Here is a 16,756-nt window from a genome sequence, read left to right as displayed (position 1 = left end):
GAACGGTGAAAAACTAATTATACGAGTATATGAAGTTTATAAAATATCTTGGCGCTTTTTTCTTATTTTTACTTCATGGATAAAATTGAGCACATTGGTATTGCGGTTAAAGATTTAGAAAAATCTAATGAGTTATTTGCTTCACTTTTTGGAAAACAGCATTATAAAATGGAAGAAGTTGCTTCAGAAGGAGTGAAAACTTCATTCTTTAAATCAGGACCCAATAAAATTGAGCTATTACAAGCCACAAGCCTAGAAAGTCCAATTGCTAAGTTTATAGAGAAAAAAGGTGAAGGAATTCATCATATTGCTTTTGCAGTTTCAGATATAGCATCAGAAATTAAAAGGCTTAAAAAAGAAGGTTTTATCGTTTTAAATGAAACTCCTAAAAAAGGAGCAGACAATAAATTAGTCGCTTTTTTACACCCAAAATCTACAAATGGAGTTTTAATTGAATTGTGCCAAGAAATAGAATAGTTAAAATACTGTAAACAGTTACTGTCAAATGCCTACTAATTATTATCTTGCAGTCTTTAAAAAGTAAAAAATAAATGTCAGCAAAATTTGATTCTTATCAAAAAAGACGCCTTCAATCTTCTTACTTATCTGTAGTAATTAGTATTGCTTTGGTACTTTTTATTGTTGGTATTTTAGGATTGGTATTATTAAAATCTACTTCAGTAGCAAATCGTGTAAAAGAAAAAGTAGCGATAACTTTATTTATAAAAGATAAGGTAACTCAAAAACAAATTAAAACATTTAGAGAATCTCTTTTAAAGGAAGAATTCACTAAAAAAGCAATTTATACGAGTAAAGAAAGAGCCGCTAAAATTTACAGTAAAGAAATTGGTGAAGATTTTTTAGAATTTTTAGGAAAAAATCCATTAAAAAACGGAATTGACATTTATCTAAAAGCAGCTTTTGTTACGCCAGAAAAAATGCAAGAAATAGAAACAAGGTTTTTAAAAAATGCTTTTGTTGCAGATGTTTCTTATGATAAGCCTCTTATAAAATTATTAACTAAAAACATTCAAAGAATTAGTTTTTGGCTTTTTGTTTTAAGTGCATTTTGTGGTTTGGTTGCTATGATTTTAATTAATAGTTCTATAAGATTATCTGTTTATTCTAAACGATTTAATATAAAAACTATGCAAATGGTTGGTGCTACTAAAAGTTTTATTAGAAGGCCATTTATTTGGAGAAGTATAAAATTAGGAATGATTGGTGCAATTTTATCTCTTATAGGATTAGCAGTTGTTATTTATTATATAGATAAAAAGATACCAGCATTAGCGCTTTTAGAAGATTATGTTTCATTAAGTGTTTTAGTTGGAGGGGTGCTTTTATCAGCTTTTATTATTACTTGGATAAGTACATTTTTTGCAACACAGCGCTTTTTAAATCTTAAAACAGACGAACTTTATTATTAAATATATGGAAAACGAAAACATACAAAAATCAGAATTTTTATTTGGTAAAAGAAACTACATCATAATGGTAATTGGACTTATTGTTATTGCTTTAGGGTTTATTTTTATGTCTGGTGGGGGAAGTAATGATCCAGAAGTTTTTAATGAAGAAATCTACAATTGGCAACGTATTCGTTTAGCGCCAACATTAGTAATTATTGGGTTAGGAATAGAAATTTATGCTATTTTAGCAAACCCCAAAAAATAATAAATGAACATTATAGAAGCAATTATCTTAGGAGTTATTCAAGGGCTAACAGAATTTTTACCAGTATCTTCAAGCGGACATTTAGAGCTCGCAAAAGCAATTTTAGGAGATACTTCTGTGCCGGAAGAAAGTCTAACTTTTACGGTAGTCTTACACTTTGCAACAGCATTAAGTACTTTAGTGATTTTTAGAAAAGAAGTAGCAGAAATTTTTAAAGGATTATTTCAATTTAAATGGAATAATGAATTAAAATTCTCTCTAAAAATTATACTTTCTATGGTTCCAGCAGTAGTTGTTGGATTACTTTTTGAAGAAGAATTAGAGTCTTTTTTTGGAGGAAAAATTTTATTAGTAGGAGTAATGTTATTAGTAACTGCTGTTCTTTTATTATTAGCTGATAAGGCAAAAAGCACGAATAAAGAAGTTTCATTTTCTAACTCTTTATTAATTGGAATTTCTCAAGCAATTGCTATGCTGCCTGGTATTTCTAGGTCTGGAGCAACAATTTCTACATCAGTTTTATTAGGAATTGATAGAACTAGAGCTGCACGATTTTCTTTTTTAATGGTAGTTCCTCTAATTTTTGGAAAAATTGGAAAAGATTTATTAGGCGGTGATATTAGTTTTCAATCTTCAGAAATTGTTCCTATTTCAGCAGGTTTTATTGCTGCTTTTTTAGCGGGTTTATTAGCTTGTAAATGGATGATTTCTTTAGTTAAGAAAAGCAAATTATCTTACTTTTCTTTATACTGTGCAATCGTAGGTTTTATTGCTATTGGTTACGCTCTTTTAAATTAATATTGAAAATAAATTCAGTGCAAATAATGACTGCAGAAGAATATCAAAATGGTCAAGTTTTATTGATAGATAAACCTTTGGAATGGACTTCATTTCAGGCTGTAAATAAATTACGTTGGGAAATTAAACAACGTTTTAAAATTAAAAAAATTAAAGTGGGTCATGCAGGTACTTTAGATCCTTTAGCAACAGGTTTATTAATTATTTGTACAGGAAAGCAAACCAAACAAATAGATACGTACCAAGGTCAAATTAAAGAATATACAGGTACATTTACTATTGGTGCAACTACACCAAGTTATGATTTAGAGACAGCAATAGACAACGTTTTTCCTACAGAACATATTTCTGAAGAACTTTTAAAAGAAACTACAAAACAATTTACTGGAGAGATTCAGCAAAAACCACCTATTTTTTCAGCAATTAAAAAAGATGGAATACGTTTGTATGAATTGGCTAGAAAAGGTGAAACTACAGAAATAAAAGCGAGAACAGTAACTATTTCTGAGTTTGAAATTACGAAAGTTAATTTACCTGAAGTAGAATTTAAAGTGGTCTGTAGTAAAGGAACTTACATTCGTTCTTTAGCTTTCGATTTTGGCCAAGCTTTAAATTCTGGAGCACATTTATCTGCTTTACGTAGAACTAAGATTGGTGATTTTTCAGTTGATAACGCAGCTTCTATTGAAGGTTTTATTAAAAGTTTGGAAGTGGAATAGTTTTTGATTCTTTTGAAAAATGAAAACTACAATATGAAAAAATCATTACTTTTTATTGCCATTTTTTTTGTGATACAAACTTCATTTTCTCAAGAAAAAAAAGGGAAACCATTTTTTACAGGATCTTTAAATTTAACATTTGCATTAAATGAAAATTATGTTTTATTTGATTCTGATGATGGTGAAACATTGTTAATTCCTGCAGCATTATTTTTAAGAACAGGTTTTGGATATCAATTTAACAGAAGATTTGCTGTAAGTTTAAATGCAGGTTTTGATTATCATTGGAACTATGCTGTAAGTGCCTTTCCAACCTATGGAAGTTTACATTACAATATTACTGAAAAAGACGGTAATACTTTTTTTATTGAAACAAGTTACGGTAAAATGTGGCGACCTTCTTCTAAATACACAGATGGAAAATACTATGGAATAGGAATTGGGGTTCAGGTAATTGGAGAAAAAAGATGGAACACAATTCTTAGATTAGATTTTCACAGAAAAGCTATTTTAGGTTTTTATAACGACAGTTTAGATAGTGTTTCTTTAGGAATTGGTTTTTCTTTTTTTTAGAAAAAAAACACTTAATAATCTAAAGAAATCTACTATACCAACTATCTTCAATCGCAACTTCCCAGAAATTATCAAATTCTTGTTTGGTGGTAATTAAGTTATCAAAAATGATGGTTTTTGCAGTAACAGCTTTGTTTTTTACTAATTTTTTAAGGTCTTTAAGTTCTTTGTACTGTACAAATTCACCTTGTTTAAAACAAACATTCATTCTGTCTAAAAGTTCAACTTCGTATTCTTGTTGTAATTGTAAAATAAAAGAAACAGAAGCATCTATATCTACATTTGTAAGAGGAGAAGTAACATCATCTGCCATTAAGATGATAAATCTGTTGTATAGAAATTTGTACGAAGCAGTAAAATTTTCATCTGTAGATTTCCAGTTTTCTATAAAAGTTTTTATTTTCTCTTCTATTACTTCAATTTCATTTGGATAAAACTTTCTACTAGAAGGATAAATCCAAACTTTAGCATCTTCAGGAATTGAACTAGAATCTATAAACATGAGTTATTTTTATTCTGCAAATATAGTTAAAAGAAAAACCGTAAACTGAATTTCAATTTACGGTTTAAAAAATGTTTTTGATTTTTAATTATACCTCTCTTACAAAAGAGTTTTTAAAAAGAGCTAGAAAATCTTCTTGCAAACTTTCGCCTTTATTTTTGTTATACCAAACTTGTAAATCTTGTTTAAATTTGGCGTCTATAACACCATGTTCTGCTTTGTAATCTGCAACCATTTTAGTGGCAACAGTTGGTCTTGGTCCCCAAGTATTTAGTACATTATTGTCTTTGTCTAAAGCAATTAATTTAGGAATTGCTCTTCCTCCGTTTGTTAAAAATAAATCCATTAATTCAAGATTTTCATCACGTAGCGCAACTCTTAAATCAATTTTTTTATTAGTTTCTGCCATTTTATTAATAATAGGAGAATTCTGTGCAGCATCTCCACACCAACCTTCAGTTATTAATAACCAAGTTTGAGGATCATCTATTTTCTGTAAATTTTGTAATGTTTTTTCAGATAATTTAGTGGTTTTGTTTAAACGTTTCATTCTTTTGTCGTTTAACAAGCTATAATGGGTTAAGTCTTCAGATTGATTAGGTCCTGTAGCTTTTCCTTCCGCTAATAAATTGCTTACTAAATCTGTATATTCTTTATATGAAATGGTATTCTCTAAACTTTTTTCTATACTATTTTTCATCATCTAATATTTACCATCAAAGGTATTTTATTTTAAAAATTACACTTGTAACTTTTGTTACATTTCTATCTTCTTTTTCTAATAAGGAACAAGTATATAGACGATGATAAAATAAGAAACTTACAGTTTTTTTTAAGACGTTATTTTTTGGTGCTCAAATTTTCAAGAATGTCTTCTGTCATAGAGGTTAAATCATATTTATGTTGCCAACCCCAATCTTTTCTTGCTTCAGAATCATTAAGAGAAGAGGGCCAAGAATCTGCAATTTCTTGTCTAAAATCCGGTTTGTAAGTAATCTCAAAATTGGGAAAATGTTTTTTAATTTCAGAAGCAATTTCTTTGGGTGTAAAATCCATTGCAGATAAATTATATGAAGTTCTAATTTTAACTTCAGATGGTTTTGCCTGCATTATTTTAATAGTTGCAGCTACAGCGTCATTCATGTACATCATTGGTAAACGGGTGTTTTTAGATAAAAAACATTCTAATTTACCCTCTTCAATCGCTTTAAAATAAATATCTACAGCATAATCTGTTGTTCCTCCACCAGGTTGTGTTTTCCAAGAAATAATTCCAGGATAACGTAAGCTTCTTACATCTACACCAAATTTTTCATGATAATAATTACACCAGAATTCGCCAGAAATTTTACTAATTCCATAAACAGTACTAGGTTCCATTATCGTTTTTTGTGGTGTATTTAGTTTTGGAGAACTTGGTCCAAAAACAGCAATAGAACTTGGCCAATAAACCTGTTTTATGTGTTTTTCTTTTGCCAAATCTAAAACATTAAGCAAAGAATTCATGTTTAAATCCCATCCTTTTTGAGGAAACTTTTCTGCAGTTGCAGATAACATTGCAGCCAATAAATATATTTGTGAAACTTTATATTTTTTAACAACTTTTAAAATGGTTTCTTTATCAGTAGCATCAATAATCTCAAAAGGTCCAGAAACCATCATTTCTTTGCCTCCTTCTCTAATATCAGAAGCAATAACATTGTTGTTTCCATATAGAACACGCAAGCTTTGGGTTAATTCATTTCCAATTTGTCCACTAGCTCCTATTACTAAGATGATTTCTTTCATTCCTTGAAATTATGTATTTATCAAAAACAAAGGTAATTGATTTTAGTATTCGTAATATATATTCTTAAAAAGAATTATTCAATAATTTTAAAATTATAATATCTGTATTTGTTAGTATTTTCTTAAAATAAATTGTAGTGTTTTTAAATTATGTATTTTTACTTTTTTAAATTTACCTGTGAAAAATTCAATCTACTTATTACTTTTCGTATTATTAGTTTCTTGTACCAAGAAACAAGAGAAATCAGTTGAAAAAGAACAAACAAAACCCTTGTTAAGTGTTGTTAAAAAACATGTTTCTATAGAAAAAATAAACCCAGAATTTAAAAAAGATGTAGAGCGTTGGCAAGAATTAAATGCTATAAATTCTTTTCTTTCAAGGTTTGAAAAAACATCACCTAATGAAGCTTTAAGTAATGCGTTAGAATTAAGAGATTTGGTGAAGAGTTTAAAAGATAGTGTAACGCCAAAGCTTTTTGATATTCCTTCATTTAATGCCAGAATAAATATTTTAAATAATGAAGTATTAAGGTTGGCAGATTTAACTTTTATTCCTGCTATTACTGCAAATGAAGTTAATACGCATGTAGATAAAACAATAGTCGCTTTTTCTTCTGTTAACTCTAAGATAAATACCATTCTTTCTAAAAAAATGTTTGAGGATTCTATAAATGTTGATTTTGAGTTTATAGGAATAGATGCTACTAAAATTGATAGTATTTCTAAAAAATCTATAGATAAGAAATTAAAGGAAGAACGATTTGAGCCTAATAAGAAAATAAAATCAGCAAAACCTTCTAAATTAGAATTACCAATAAGAAGGAAAAAAACAATTGGAAAAAAATCATCTAGAATATTTAAAAAGAAAAATTAATGAAAAAGTATTCCTTATTTGTAATAGCAATATTATTGTTTATAAGTTGTAATCAACCTAAACAAACAGTTTCAAAAGAACAGGTTTCTTTCATTAAAACTGAAATAAATACAGTATTAACAGGTTGGCATAAAGCAGCTTCAGATGCAAATTATAATGAGTATTTTAATAAAATGGACAGCATTTCCGTTTTTATAGGAACAGACGCTTCAGAAAATTGGACTAAAAACAAATTTCAAGCATTTAGTAAACCTCATTTTGATAAAGGTAAAGCCTGGGATTTTAAAACTTTAGAACGAAACATTTATGTAAATAATACAGGAGATTTTGCTTGGTTTGATGAACTTTTAAATACTTGGATGGGAACTTGTAGAGGTTCTGGAGTTTTAGAAAAAAAGGATAAAATTTGGAAGATAAAACACTATGTTTTGTCGGTTGAAATTCCGAATGATGATGTACAAGCAGTAATTTCAGCAAAAAAGAAAAACGATTCAATCTTTTTAAGTACGTTTAAAAAATAATTTTAGAAGCTATTTCCTGCTTTCGCTACTCGCTTTTTTGTGCTGCTGAAATTAGTTCAGCATCTCAAAAAGAGGGTAAACAAACCGCTCAATCAGGGCTAATCCTTTTTACCAACTTATTGACTTTACGAAGGTTACTTTTTTTTTGTAAACTGATGCAATTTATGCTGAACAGAATTTAGTAAGGCAGAAAATCTAAAGAAACAGCAATTTAAGAAACTACTTCACCAACAACTTTGTAAATCAATTCATTTTCAAAGCCTTTTCTCATTAAGAAATCTATCAATTTTTTCTTTCTTTTATAGATATTTGGTTCAGATATTACAGCATTCCTATTTTCTGTTATTCTATAAATAGTTGCTATATATTCTGTTTCATCAATTTCTTTTAGAGCAGTTTTTAAATTGTATGCAGAAATATCTCTAAATTTTAATTCTCTAATAATTCGTTGTTTTCCCCAGCTTTTTATTCTGAATTTTCCTCTGGCATAACTCTTAGAAAAGCGTTCTTCATTTAAAAAATTATCTTTCATTAAGCTCAGAAGAATTAATTCTCTAGCTTCAGGAATTAATCTGTATTCATACATTTTTTGCTCCACTTCTTTATGACATCTGTCTTGATAAACACAATAGTTTTCTAACTTTCGTTTAATTTCATCTACAGTAAAAGAACCTTTTTTAATCATTTTGTCTAAAATACAAAAAGAGATGAAACTATAATCGTTTCATCTCTTTTTAATAAAAAAATTAAATTTTAGAAGTTATTTTTCTCCTCTATCCTGTTATCCATATTAAATACTTAATGTGTAATTATTTCTTTAGAAGATGTTTTACTTTTAATCCACATTTTAAATAGTGTAATTAAGTAGAATAAAATTGGTACCAATATTAAGGTTAAAAAGGTTGCTACTATAAGACCATAAATAACGGTCCAAGCTAAAGGACCCCAAAAAACAACATTGTCTCCTCCAAAATAGATATTAGCATCAAACTCGCTAAATAATGTAAAGAAGTTAATGTTTAAACCAATTGCTAAAGGAATTAATCCTAAAATAGTTGTTATTGCCGTTAATAATACAGGACGTAAACGTGCTCTACCAGCTCTTACAATCATTTCAAATAATGTTTCTTTATCTAAGTAATCATCCTCCTCTAAATCTAATTCTGCTTTCTTTCTATCTATCAATAATTGTGTATAATCTAACAATACTACTCCGTTGTTTACCACAATTCCTGCAAGAGAAATAATTCCCATCATTGTCATCATAATAACAAATGAACTACCAGAAATAACAATACCACCAAACACACCAATGAAGCTTAAGAAAATTGCGATCATTATAATTCCTGGTTTAGAAATCGAGTTAAATTGAAAAATTAAAATGAAGAAAATTAATGCCAAACCTGTAAAAAATGCTCCAACTAAGAATAACATTTGTTTATTTTGTTCTTCAATTTGACCTGTATAATCAATTTTGATTCCTTTAGGTAAATCTTTAAAACTTTTCATTTCGTTTTGAATTTTACTAACAACAGCACCTGCATCTGTTTCTCCTGGAGCTAAAGCAGAATAAACGGTAACAACTCTTCTTATGTCTTTGTGCTTAATAGCACTAAACCCAGAATTATTTTTTTGTGTTGCAACTGTAGAAACAGGAATCTCTTTCACTTTACCAGAAGCCATGTCTCTAAAAATAATATTTTGATTAAATAAGGCACTTTTATTGTATCTGTTTTCTTTATTAAAACGAACATAGATATCATAATCTTCACCATCTTCTTTATAAACACCTGCTTTGTTACCAAAAATTGAAGCTCTTAATTGTTGTCCAACTTGACCAGTTGATACTCCTAATTCCCCTGCTTTTTTTCTGTCAACCAAAACTTCCATTCCTGGCTTGTCTCTATTTACGTCAATCTTTAATTCATCAATTCCAGAAATACTTTTTGTATTGATAAAATCTCGCATTCTTTGAGCTGTAGCAATCAATTCAGCATAATCTTCACCTTCAATTTCAATATTAATTGGTGCTCCAACTGGTGGGCCATTAGCATCTTTTTCAACAGAAATTAAAACTCCAGGATAAATACCAACTAATGCTGTTTGTACTTTCTGACGCATTAATTCACTGTCTAAACCCTTTCTATATTTGTATTCTCTCATAGAGGCAGTAACCTTACCTTTATGAGGTATTTCTGCTGCAGAACCACCATCTGTTTGTGGGTTTCCTGCTCCTTCACCAACTTGAGAAACTAAACTTTCTACCATAAAGTTGCGGTCTCCATCCATATATTCATCACCATATAAAACGTCAGCTACTCTTTCTTCAATTAACTTTGTAATTGAATTTGTTTTCTGAATATCTGTTCCTTCTGGGTATTCTATATAAACAATTATCTGATTTGGTTTGTTATCTGGGAAGAATTCTACCTTAGTTCTTTGTGTTCCTAAAGACCAACCAAAAGCAATAAATGAAGCTATTAATAATACAAAAGTCAGTACAACTAATGCATAAGGTCTTTTACCTGTTAAAGCACTTCGTAAACGATTTTCGTACCAGCTTTCTAATTTTGGTAATACTTTGTTTTGAAAACTATTTGCCCAACCTCTTAAAAACAATCTATAAATCCACAACATAATTGCAGTAAAAATCATTAAAGTTCCAAGAGCGCTATATGCACCTCCTGTTAGTAAAACAATAATTCCTAAAGCAGTCATTACACTTGTGATAATAATAATTTTTTTGATTGGCATATCAACATCTTCTACACTCATAAATTGAGAAACCAATACGGAGTTAAAGAAAATTGCAACTAATAAAGAAGAACCTAAAACGGTAGATAAAGTAATAGGTAATAATACCATAAAATCGCCCATTACTCCAGGCCAAAGACCTAAAGGAATAAATGCAGCTACAGTGGTTGCAGTAGAGATGATAATCGGAAACGCAATTTCGCTAATTCCTTTTTTTGCAGCTTCAATTCTGCTCATTCCTTCTTCATCCATTAAACGATACACGTTTTCGACGACTACAATTCCATTATCTACCAGCATTCCTAACCCCATAATTAATCCAAAAAGAATCATGGTATTCATGGTGTAGCCTAATAAGTTTAAAATCATTAAAGACATAAACATAGACATCGGAATTGCAAACCCAACAAAGACTGCATTTTTAAATCCTAAGAAAAACATCAAAACAGTTACTACTAAGAAGACACCAAAAATAATGTTGTTTACTAAATCATCTACTTGACCAATGGTTTTAGAAGATTGATCATTTGTAATTGTAACTTTTAAATCTTTTGGAAAGTGATTCTTAATAGCCTCATCTACAATTAAATGTATTTGTTCTGATGCTGCAACCATATTTTCACCAGCTCTCTTTTTAACATCTAACATTACAACTGCTTTTCCTTTTTCTCTTGCAAAAGTTGTTTTGTCTTTATCTTTAAATGAAACTGTTGCTACGTCTTTTAAATAAATAGGATTATTAAATTCAGATTTAATTACAAAATCTTCTAAAGCAGAAGGTTTTTCAATTTCACCAATAATTCTTACCGTTCTTCTTTGTCCACTTGTAATAAAATTACCTGCAGACATGGTTACGTTTCCGTTACTAATTGCAGAAGTAATATCATTAAAACTCACTTTTGCAGCCATCATTTTGTAAATGTCTACCGCAACTTCAACTTCTTTTTCTTGAGCTCCACGGATATCTACTTTCTTAATTTCTGCTAAATCTTCAATTTCATCTTGTAAATATTCACCAAATTCTTTTAGTTTATAAACAGGGTAATCTCCAGAAATATTAATATTTAAGATTGCAATTTCTTCAGACATACTTAAATTAAAAACATTAGGCTCTATTTTAGCACCGTTAAATGTTGGCCAATCTTCGCTTGAAGTTTCTGTAGATAATTCGTCTTTAATTTTTTGTTTAGCAAGCTCTACAGAGATGTTTTCATCAAACTCAACAATTACCATAGAGTAATCTTCTTGAGACGTTGAGGTAACCTCTACTACATTACTTACCGTTTTTACTTTATCTTCTATAGGGTCTGTAATTAGTTTCTCTATATCTTCAGCAGTATTTCCAGGAAAAACAGTGCTAATGTATATTTTAGTTTCTTTTACTTCCGGAAAATTTTCTCTGGCCATGCTTAAATAAGCAGAAATACCATAGAAAAATAGCACACCCATTATTACATAAATGGTGGTTTTATTATGAATTGCCCAAGAGGATAATTTAAACTCTTTATCTACTTGTTTTTTTTGTTTTGTCATCCTTACTATTTTTATTTATTGATAACTTTTACAGTTTGCCCATTGTTTACACTTCTAGCTCCTTCTTTAATAATCTCATTTCCAACAGATAAATTCTCTAAAACTTCAATAAAGTTTCCTTGCGTTTTACCAGTTTTAATAATTACCCTTTCTGCAACAGCTTCATTTTTTGCATTTTTGTTTTTAATAACATAAACAAATTGTTCTCCGTTTGCATTTTCTGAAATAATGCTCTGAGGAATTAAAATAGCTTTGTTGTCTGTGTAATCATTAATTTGAAGTTTTGCAGTTAAATTTGGTTTTACATTTCCGCTTTTATTTGCAACAGGAACTTCAATTTTAAAAGACCTATTATTTGGATTTATAAAACTACCAACCTGTCTTATTGTACTATTTAAACTACTTCCAAGAACAGGGAATTCAACTTTAACTTCTTTGTTTTTAGTAATGCTTGCAATATATCTTTCTGGCACTTCCGCCTCTACATACATATTATTAAGATTCACAATTCTAAAAACCTCAGATCCTTGTCCAGGTGCAATAACAGTTCCAGCTTCTTTCATTACATCATCAATAACACCAGAAAATGGTGCTCTAATTGATGCTTTAGTTTGTTGGCTTTTTAGTTGATTTAAAGTGCTTTTTTGTGCTTCATAATTCGCTTTTGTTTGTAAAAACTGAATTTCAGATCCAATTTTTTGTTCCCATAAACGTTTTTGACGCTCAAATGTAGTTTTAGCTAATTGTGTGGTAGCTTCTAATTGAGCAACTTGATTGCTTAATCCGCCATCGTCAATAGTTGCTAATAATTGTCCTTTAGAAACACGTTCTCCTTCTTTAACAAGAACTCTTTTTAAGATTCCTGGCATTTCTGGGTACACTAAAATATTTTGTTTTGTTTTTACATTTCCTTGAATTTCTAAATAATGATTAAAAACGGCCTCTTTTGCAGTAATAGTTGTTATTAAAGGTAGTTTTTTTAGCGTGTCTTTTTTAGAAATGGCATTATTTATAGCTTCTAAATCAGTATTTATAGCTTCTAAATTGGTTGTTATTTCTTTCTTTTTAGCTGTTAATTGGTCTAAAGTTCCTGTAGATACTAAGTTTTCTATGGATACAGTTTCTTTCTTTCCGCAAGAAACTAAAAGAATAATACTTAAAATGGTGATATATGTTTTTGTCATTTCAGGTTGATTTTTATTATTTGATTGGTATGTTTAATGCGTTTTCTAGCGCTGCTTTATTCGCAATTACTTCCAACATAGATTGAATGTAATTTTGCTGCTGCGTGTACAATTGATTTTGTGCTTGTGATAAATCAAAACTTGAAGAAATTCCTTCGAAGAACTTAATTTGTTGCTTTTTTTCTATTCGTTTAGCTAAACCTAAATTCTTTTGTGCTGTTTGATAATTTTCTATACTTAATTGATAATTACTTTTTGTGCTAGCTACTTGTAAGTTTAAGCGCTCTTTGGTTTCTTCTAATCTAATATCTGCACTTTCTAAAGCTATTTTTGCTTGTGTTGTTTTAGATTCTCTTTTAAAGCTACTAAAAATAGGAACGTTTAAAGAAACTCCTAATAATGAGGAACCAAACCATTTCTGATCATTATCAAAAAAAGTAAATGAATCTGAGTTACCTGTATAGCCATAATTTACAAAAGCAGATAAACTTGGTAATGCTTTACTTTGTTCTAAACGCATTAATAAGCGCTTACTTTCTCTATCGTTTTGTGCAATCTTATAATCTATATGATTGTCTATACTAAAAGATTGACTTGCTAAGTTTAAATCAATATTTTTAATGATTAATGAATCTAAATTATCTAATAAAGTTAGTGGGGTGTTTATAGAATTACCTAACGTTAAGTTTAACATTTTGTAGGCAATTGCTTTCATTCTAATAACGTTATTTAACTGACTTTTAAGGTTTCCTAAGGTAATTTCTAGTTGCTCAACATCTTCTTCTTCATTAAACCCATTTTCATAGATTTTCTTTGCATCGTTTAAGTTTTTTTCTAAAACAGCTTTGTTTTGCTTTAAAATTTCGATACTTTTTTCTGCAACTAAAACATTTCCATACGCATTAATTACAGCTTCTCTAGTTCCTAATTCTGTCTTTTCTTTTGCTTGTTCATAAATTTGTAAATAGGTTTTAGCAGACTGTAATGCTACTAAATAAGAACCATCAAAAATTAATTGGTTTAAAGTTACGGTTGCATTTAGGTTTTGTTTTGTTCCAAAAGCAATTTCAGTAAAATCGCCTTCATTACCGCCAAAAATTTCTGCAGGCAATAAAGAAACTTGTTGTTTTAACCAGCTTTGGTAATCTACTTTTGCATCTATTTGCGGCAAACCAATAGTAGTTGTTTCCCACTTTTTTTTATGAGCAGATTTAATGTCGTTGTCTGCAACTTTATTGTTGTAGCTATTCTTTAGTGCGTAATTTACAGCTTCGTCTAATGATAACTTTAGCGCTGTTTCTTGAGCTTGTATTGAACTCACTATTAAGAAAACTAAAAATGTGTATATTATTTTTTTCATTTATTTATAATTTCTCTTCTAATTGTTTTTCTAATTTTGATACTCCTTTTTCTGTACAAATTCCTCTTAGATGATATTCTAAATAATAATTCATTAATGTGTTCATAGAATAATGATCTAAAGGAAATAAATCTTTGTTTTTTATTGAAACCATACCATTAAAATAGATTCTTGAAATAAATTCAACATCAATATTTTTTCGATATAAACCTTCTTCAACCCCATGATTCAGATTTTTTATGACGCAACCTCTCATAACATCAAATTGTTTTTTGCTTAATGATGCGTAAATTTTGGGGTAATATTTCTGTAATTGGTATTGAGGAGATGACTTTTCATCTTTCAAATGATACATTACAAACCTTTTTATATCAAAAATTTCTTCAATAGGATCTTTTTTTAGCTCGCAAATCATGTCAATTCCTGTACTAATGGAACTAAAGATAAAATCTGTTACCGCTGCAATAAGTTCTGTTTTGTTTTTAAAATATTTGTAAATTGTTTTTTTTGAAACACCTAAAGCGCTGGCTATTTCATCCATTGTAACACTTTTAAAACCTAAGTTTAAAAAGAGTTCTTTTGATTTTTCTAAAATTTTTTCCCTCATAATCAGGTGCAAATATAGTCAAGGAAACTTTAGAAACAATAAAAGTTTCCAAAGTTTTATTGATTTTTTATCATTTCCTTTTAAAAGAAGAATTTCTTTACGTTATTTTTACAAAAAATTTAGATTTGGACATTTTACATTATCAAAAAGAATTTCTATCTTATTTAGAATCAAAAGACTGGATTCACGAGCCTAAAAACTTGTATGAACCTATAGATTATATTTTAAAATTAGGAGGAAAAAGAATTCGACCGGTGCTAACTTTAATGGCAGCAGATATTTTTTCTAGTGATTTTAAAAAAGCGCTACCTGCAGCTTTAGCAGTTGAGGTTTTTCATAATTTTACATTGATTCACGATGATATTATGGATGCTGCTCCGTTAAGAAGAGGAAAAGCAACTGTTCATGAAAAATGGGATACAAATACAGGAATTCTCTCGGGAGATGCAATGTTGATTTTAGCCTACAAATATTTTGAGAATTATGACCCTATTATTTTTCAAAAATTAGCAAAACTTTTTAGTAAAACAGCTTTAGAGGTTTGTGACGGACAACAATTAGATGTAGATTTTGAAACTAGAAACGACGTTACAATAGATGAATATATTAATATGATTCGTTTAAAAACATCTGTTTTAGTTGCTGCGGCATTAAAAATGGGTGCTATTGTAGCAGAAACTAATGATGACAATGCGAATTTAATTTATGATTTTGGTTTAAATCTAGGGTTAGCGTTTCAATTACAAGACGATTATTTAGATACGTTTGGTAATCCAGAAACGTTTGGTAAACAGATAGGTGGTGATATCATAGAAAATAAAAAAACCTATTTATATCTTAAGGCTGTAGAAGTTGCTAATAAAAATGATAAAGGAAAATTAAAATATTTATACAGAAAAAAAAGAAAAGATAATGCTATTAAAATTGCAGATATTACAAGAATCTTTCAGTTAAACGATATTCCTTTATTAATAAAAGAAGAAATAAAAATTTATACAGAAAAAGCTTTTAATACTTTGGCTGAAATGGACATTAAAGATACAGATAAACAGCGTCTTAAGGATTTTGGTTTGTGGTTAATGAATAGATCTGTTTAAGATTCTTATTTTTTATTGTGTTTTTTTAAAATAAAGAGTACATTTGCACCCAATATTTTCGGTCCCATAGCTCAGCTGGTTAGAGCATCTGACTCATAATCAGAGGGTCCTTGGTTCGAGCCCAAGTGGGACCACTTTATTACACAAGCCTTACAGAGATGTAGGGCTTTTTTTATGGGTTTAGGTAAAACATAGGTCAAACATTTTTGGTTTATCTATATTTTTAATGATTACCCAAAACTTTTTTCATGCAGTCGTCAAATTCTACACTTTCTTTTTATTTTGATATGTTATTCATTAATAGTACACAATCCGTTAAAGATGGTTTTGTCTTGTCCTGAAATACGACTAAAGGTTAAAATTGATTTAGGCTGTTTTTAAATAGACCATATTTGGTGTTTTAACTCTAAAGATAAATGTAATCTTACCTCATTGTATAAATTAATTTCATTTTTTGAATCTCTCATTGCCTGTGTTACGTTTACAAAGGTTTAATCGAGATAAAACTCGGCTTTTAGTATTCCGTTTACACGTTCTGCCATCGTATTTTCGTAGCAATGATTTTCTTCCGTTATACTAATGTCTATCTTTTTTCTTTTGAGTATTTGCGTGTATACATTACTACAATATTTTATTTCTCTGTCTGAATGATGTATTAATCTTTTTAGCTTGGTAAATCCCTTTATTAATTGCTCCGTAGGGGTTATCGTTTTTAAAAACGTACCTTTTGCCGCATCAAATTCTGAATAAAGTTTTAGATTGCTAAAAA

At 29.1% G+C, this 16,756-nt stretch carries 17 protein-coding genes, 1 tRNA gene and 1 pseudogene; 10 read left to right on the top strand and 9 right to left on the bottom strand.

The window, feature by feature from the left end; all coding sequences use genetic code 11:
- The first annotated feature begins 75 nt into the window (after positions 1 to 75).
- The 6 genes from mce to BTO04_RS08935 all read left to right on the top strand — a co-directional run bounded on the left by mce (position 76) and on the right by BTO04_RS08935 (position 3,767).
- Entirely contained in the window at positions 76 to 477 is a 402-nt protein-coding gene (mce, locus tag BTO04_RS08960; protein WP_087564169.1) for a methylmalonyl-CoA epimerase, read from the top strand.
- A 74-nt stretch (positions 478 to 551) separates the two neighbouring features.
- The gene (locus BTO04_RS08955; RefSeq protein WP_087564168.1) at positions 552 to 1,430 is read left to right on the top strand and encodes an ABC transporter permease; all 879 of its coding nucleotides are present in this window, start codon (positions 552 to 554) and stop codon (positions 1,428 to 1,430) included.
- 4 nt (positions 1,431 to 1,434) lie between these two features.
- The gene (locus tag BTO04_RS08950) at positions 1,435 to 1,677 is read left to right on the top strand and encodes a DUF3098 domain-containing protein (RefSeq protein WP_087564167.1); all 243 of its coding nucleotides are present in this window, start codon (positions 1,435 to 1,437) and stop codon (positions 1,675 to 1,677) included.
- Between the two features lie 3 nt (positions 1,678 to 1,680).
- On the top strand, positions 1,681 to 2,475 hold the full coding sequence (locus tag BTO04_RS08945) for an undecaprenyl-diphosphate phosphatase (RefSeq protein WP_087564166.1): 795 nt from the start codon (positions 1,681 to 1,683) through the stop codon (positions 2,473 to 2,475).
- 26 nt (positions 2,476 to 2,501) lie between these two features.
- Complete coding sequence (gene truB, locus BTO04_RS08940; protein WP_087564165.1) at positions 2,502 to 3,194, top strand: tRNA pseudouridine(55) synthase TruB; 693 nt, start codon at positions 2,502 to 2,504, stop codon at positions 3,192 to 3,194.
- Between the two features lie 33 nt (positions 3,195 to 3,227).
- On the top strand, positions 3,228 to 3,767 hold the full coding sequence (locus BTO04_RS08935) for a hypothetical protein (RefSeq protein WP_087564164.1): 540 nt from the start codon (positions 3,228 to 3,230) through the stop codon (positions 3,765 to 3,767).
- A gap of 19 nt (positions 3,768 to 3,786) precedes the next feature.
- Here BTO04_RS08935 and BTO04_RS08930 read toward each other — a convergent pair whose 3' ends face one another.
- The 3 genes from BTO04_RS08930 to BTO04_RS08920 all read right to left on the bottom strand — a co-directional run bounded on the left by BTO04_RS08930 (position 3,787) and on the right by BTO04_RS08920 (position 6,057).
- Complete coding sequence (locus tag BTO04_RS08930) at positions 3,787 to 4,269, bottom strand: ABC transporter ATPase (protein WP_087564163.1); 483 nt, start codon at positions 4,267 to 4,269, stop codon at positions 3,787 to 3,789.
- Between the two features lie 88 nt (positions 4,270 to 4,357).
- Positions 4,358 to 4,969: a thioredoxin family protein gene (locus tag BTO04_RS08925; protein WP_087564162.1), complete on the bottom strand. Its 612-nt coding sequence runs from the start codon at positions 4,967 to 4,969 to the stop codon at positions 4,358 to 4,360.
- A gap of 140 nt (positions 4,970 to 5,109) precedes the next feature.
- Positions 5,110 to 6,057, bottom strand: coding sequence for an NAD-dependent epimerase/dehydratase family protein (locus BTO04_RS08920; RefSeq protein ID WP_087564161.1), 948 nt, complete (start codon positions 6,055 to 6,057; stop codon positions 5,110 to 5,112).
- Positions 6,058 to 6,235: 178 nt separating this feature from the next.
- On the opposite strand from BTO04_RS08920, the gene BTO04_RS08915 reads away from it, so the two are divergent.
- Together BTO04_RS08915 and BTO04_RS08910 are read left to right on the top strand one after the other, a co-directional pair.
- On the top strand, positions 6,236 to 6,931 hold the full coding sequence (locus tag BTO04_RS08915) for a hypothetical protein (protein WP_087564160.1): 696 nt from the start codon (positions 6,236 to 6,238) through the stop codon (positions 6,929 to 6,931).
- On the top strand, positions 6,931 to 7,452 hold the full coding sequence (locus BTO04_RS08910; RefSeq protein ID WP_087564159.1) for a nuclear transport factor 2 family protein: 522 nt from the start codon (positions 6,931 to 6,933) through the stop codon (positions 7,450 to 7,452). Before BTO04_RS08915 ends, BTO04_RS08910 begins: the two co-directional genes overlap by 1 nt.
- 211 nt (positions 7,453 to 7,663) lie before the next feature.
- Here BTO04_RS08910 and BTO04_RS08905 read toward each other — a convergent pair whose 3' ends face one another.
- From BTO04_RS08905 to BTO04_RS08885, 5 genes are all read right to left on the bottom strand, one after another.
- A complete protein-coding gene (locus BTO04_RS08905) occupies positions 7,664 to 8,137 on the bottom strand; it encodes a regulatory protein RecX (protein WP_232455878.1) in 474 nt (157 codons plus the stop codon).
- 113 nt (positions 8,138 to 8,250) lie between these two features.
- Complete coding sequence (locus BTO04_RS08900) at positions 8,251 to 11,739, bottom strand: efflux RND transporter permease subunit (RefSeq protein WP_087564157.1); 3,489 nt, start codon at positions 11,737 to 11,739, stop codon at positions 8,251 to 8,253.
- Positions 11,740 to 11,750: 11 nt separating this feature from the next.
- On the bottom strand, positions 11,751 to 12,923 hold the full coding sequence (locus tag BTO04_RS08895; RefSeq protein ID WP_087564156.1) for an efflux RND transporter periplasmic adaptor subunit: 1,173 nt from the start codon (positions 12,921 to 12,923) through the stop codon (positions 11,751 to 11,753).
- A gap of 16 nt (positions 12,924 to 12,939) precedes the next feature.
- A complete protein-coding gene (locus BTO04_RS08890; protein ID WP_087564155.1) occupies positions 12,940 to 14,283 on the bottom strand; it encodes a TolC family protein in 1,344 nt (447 codons plus the stop codon).
- Between the two features lie 4 nt (positions 14,284 to 14,287).
- A complete protein-coding gene (locus BTO04_RS08885; protein WP_087564154.1) occupies positions 14,288 to 14,890 on the bottom strand; it encodes a TetR/AcrR family transcriptional regulator in 603 nt (200 codons plus the stop codon).
- Between the two features lie 125 nt (positions 14,891 to 15,015).
- Here BTO04_RS08885 and BTO04_RS08880 point away from each other — a divergent pair, with 125 nt between their 5' ends.
- Together BTO04_RS08880 and BTO04_RS08875 are read left to right on the top strand one after the other, a co-directional pair.
- Positions 15,016 to 15,987: a polyprenyl synthetase family protein gene (locus BTO04_RS08880; protein ID WP_198342047.1), complete on the top strand. Its 972-nt coding sequence runs from the start codon at positions 15,016 to 15,018 to the stop codon at positions 15,985 to 15,987.
- A gap of 60 nt (positions 15,988 to 16,047) precedes the next feature.
- Positions 16,048 to 16,121, top strand: a tRNA-Ile gene (locus tag BTO04_RS08875).
- Between the two features lie 360 nt (positions 16,122 to 16,481).
- Here BTO04_RS08875 and BTO04_RS15530 read toward each other — a convergent pair.
- A pseudogene (locus BTO04_RS15530) lies at positions 16,482 to 16,646 on the bottom strand (IS3 family transposase); the annotation flags it as partial.
- Positions 16,647 to 16,756: the final 110 nt, after the last annotated feature.

Source organism: Polaribacter sp. SA4-10 (assembly GCF_002163835.1).
Lineage (GTDB): Bacteria > Bacteroidota > Bacteroidia > Flavobacteriales > Flavobacteriaceae > Polaribacter.
Note: the sequence above shows the minus strand (reverse complement) of the source record. Positions and strands in the feature narration are given on the sequence as shown.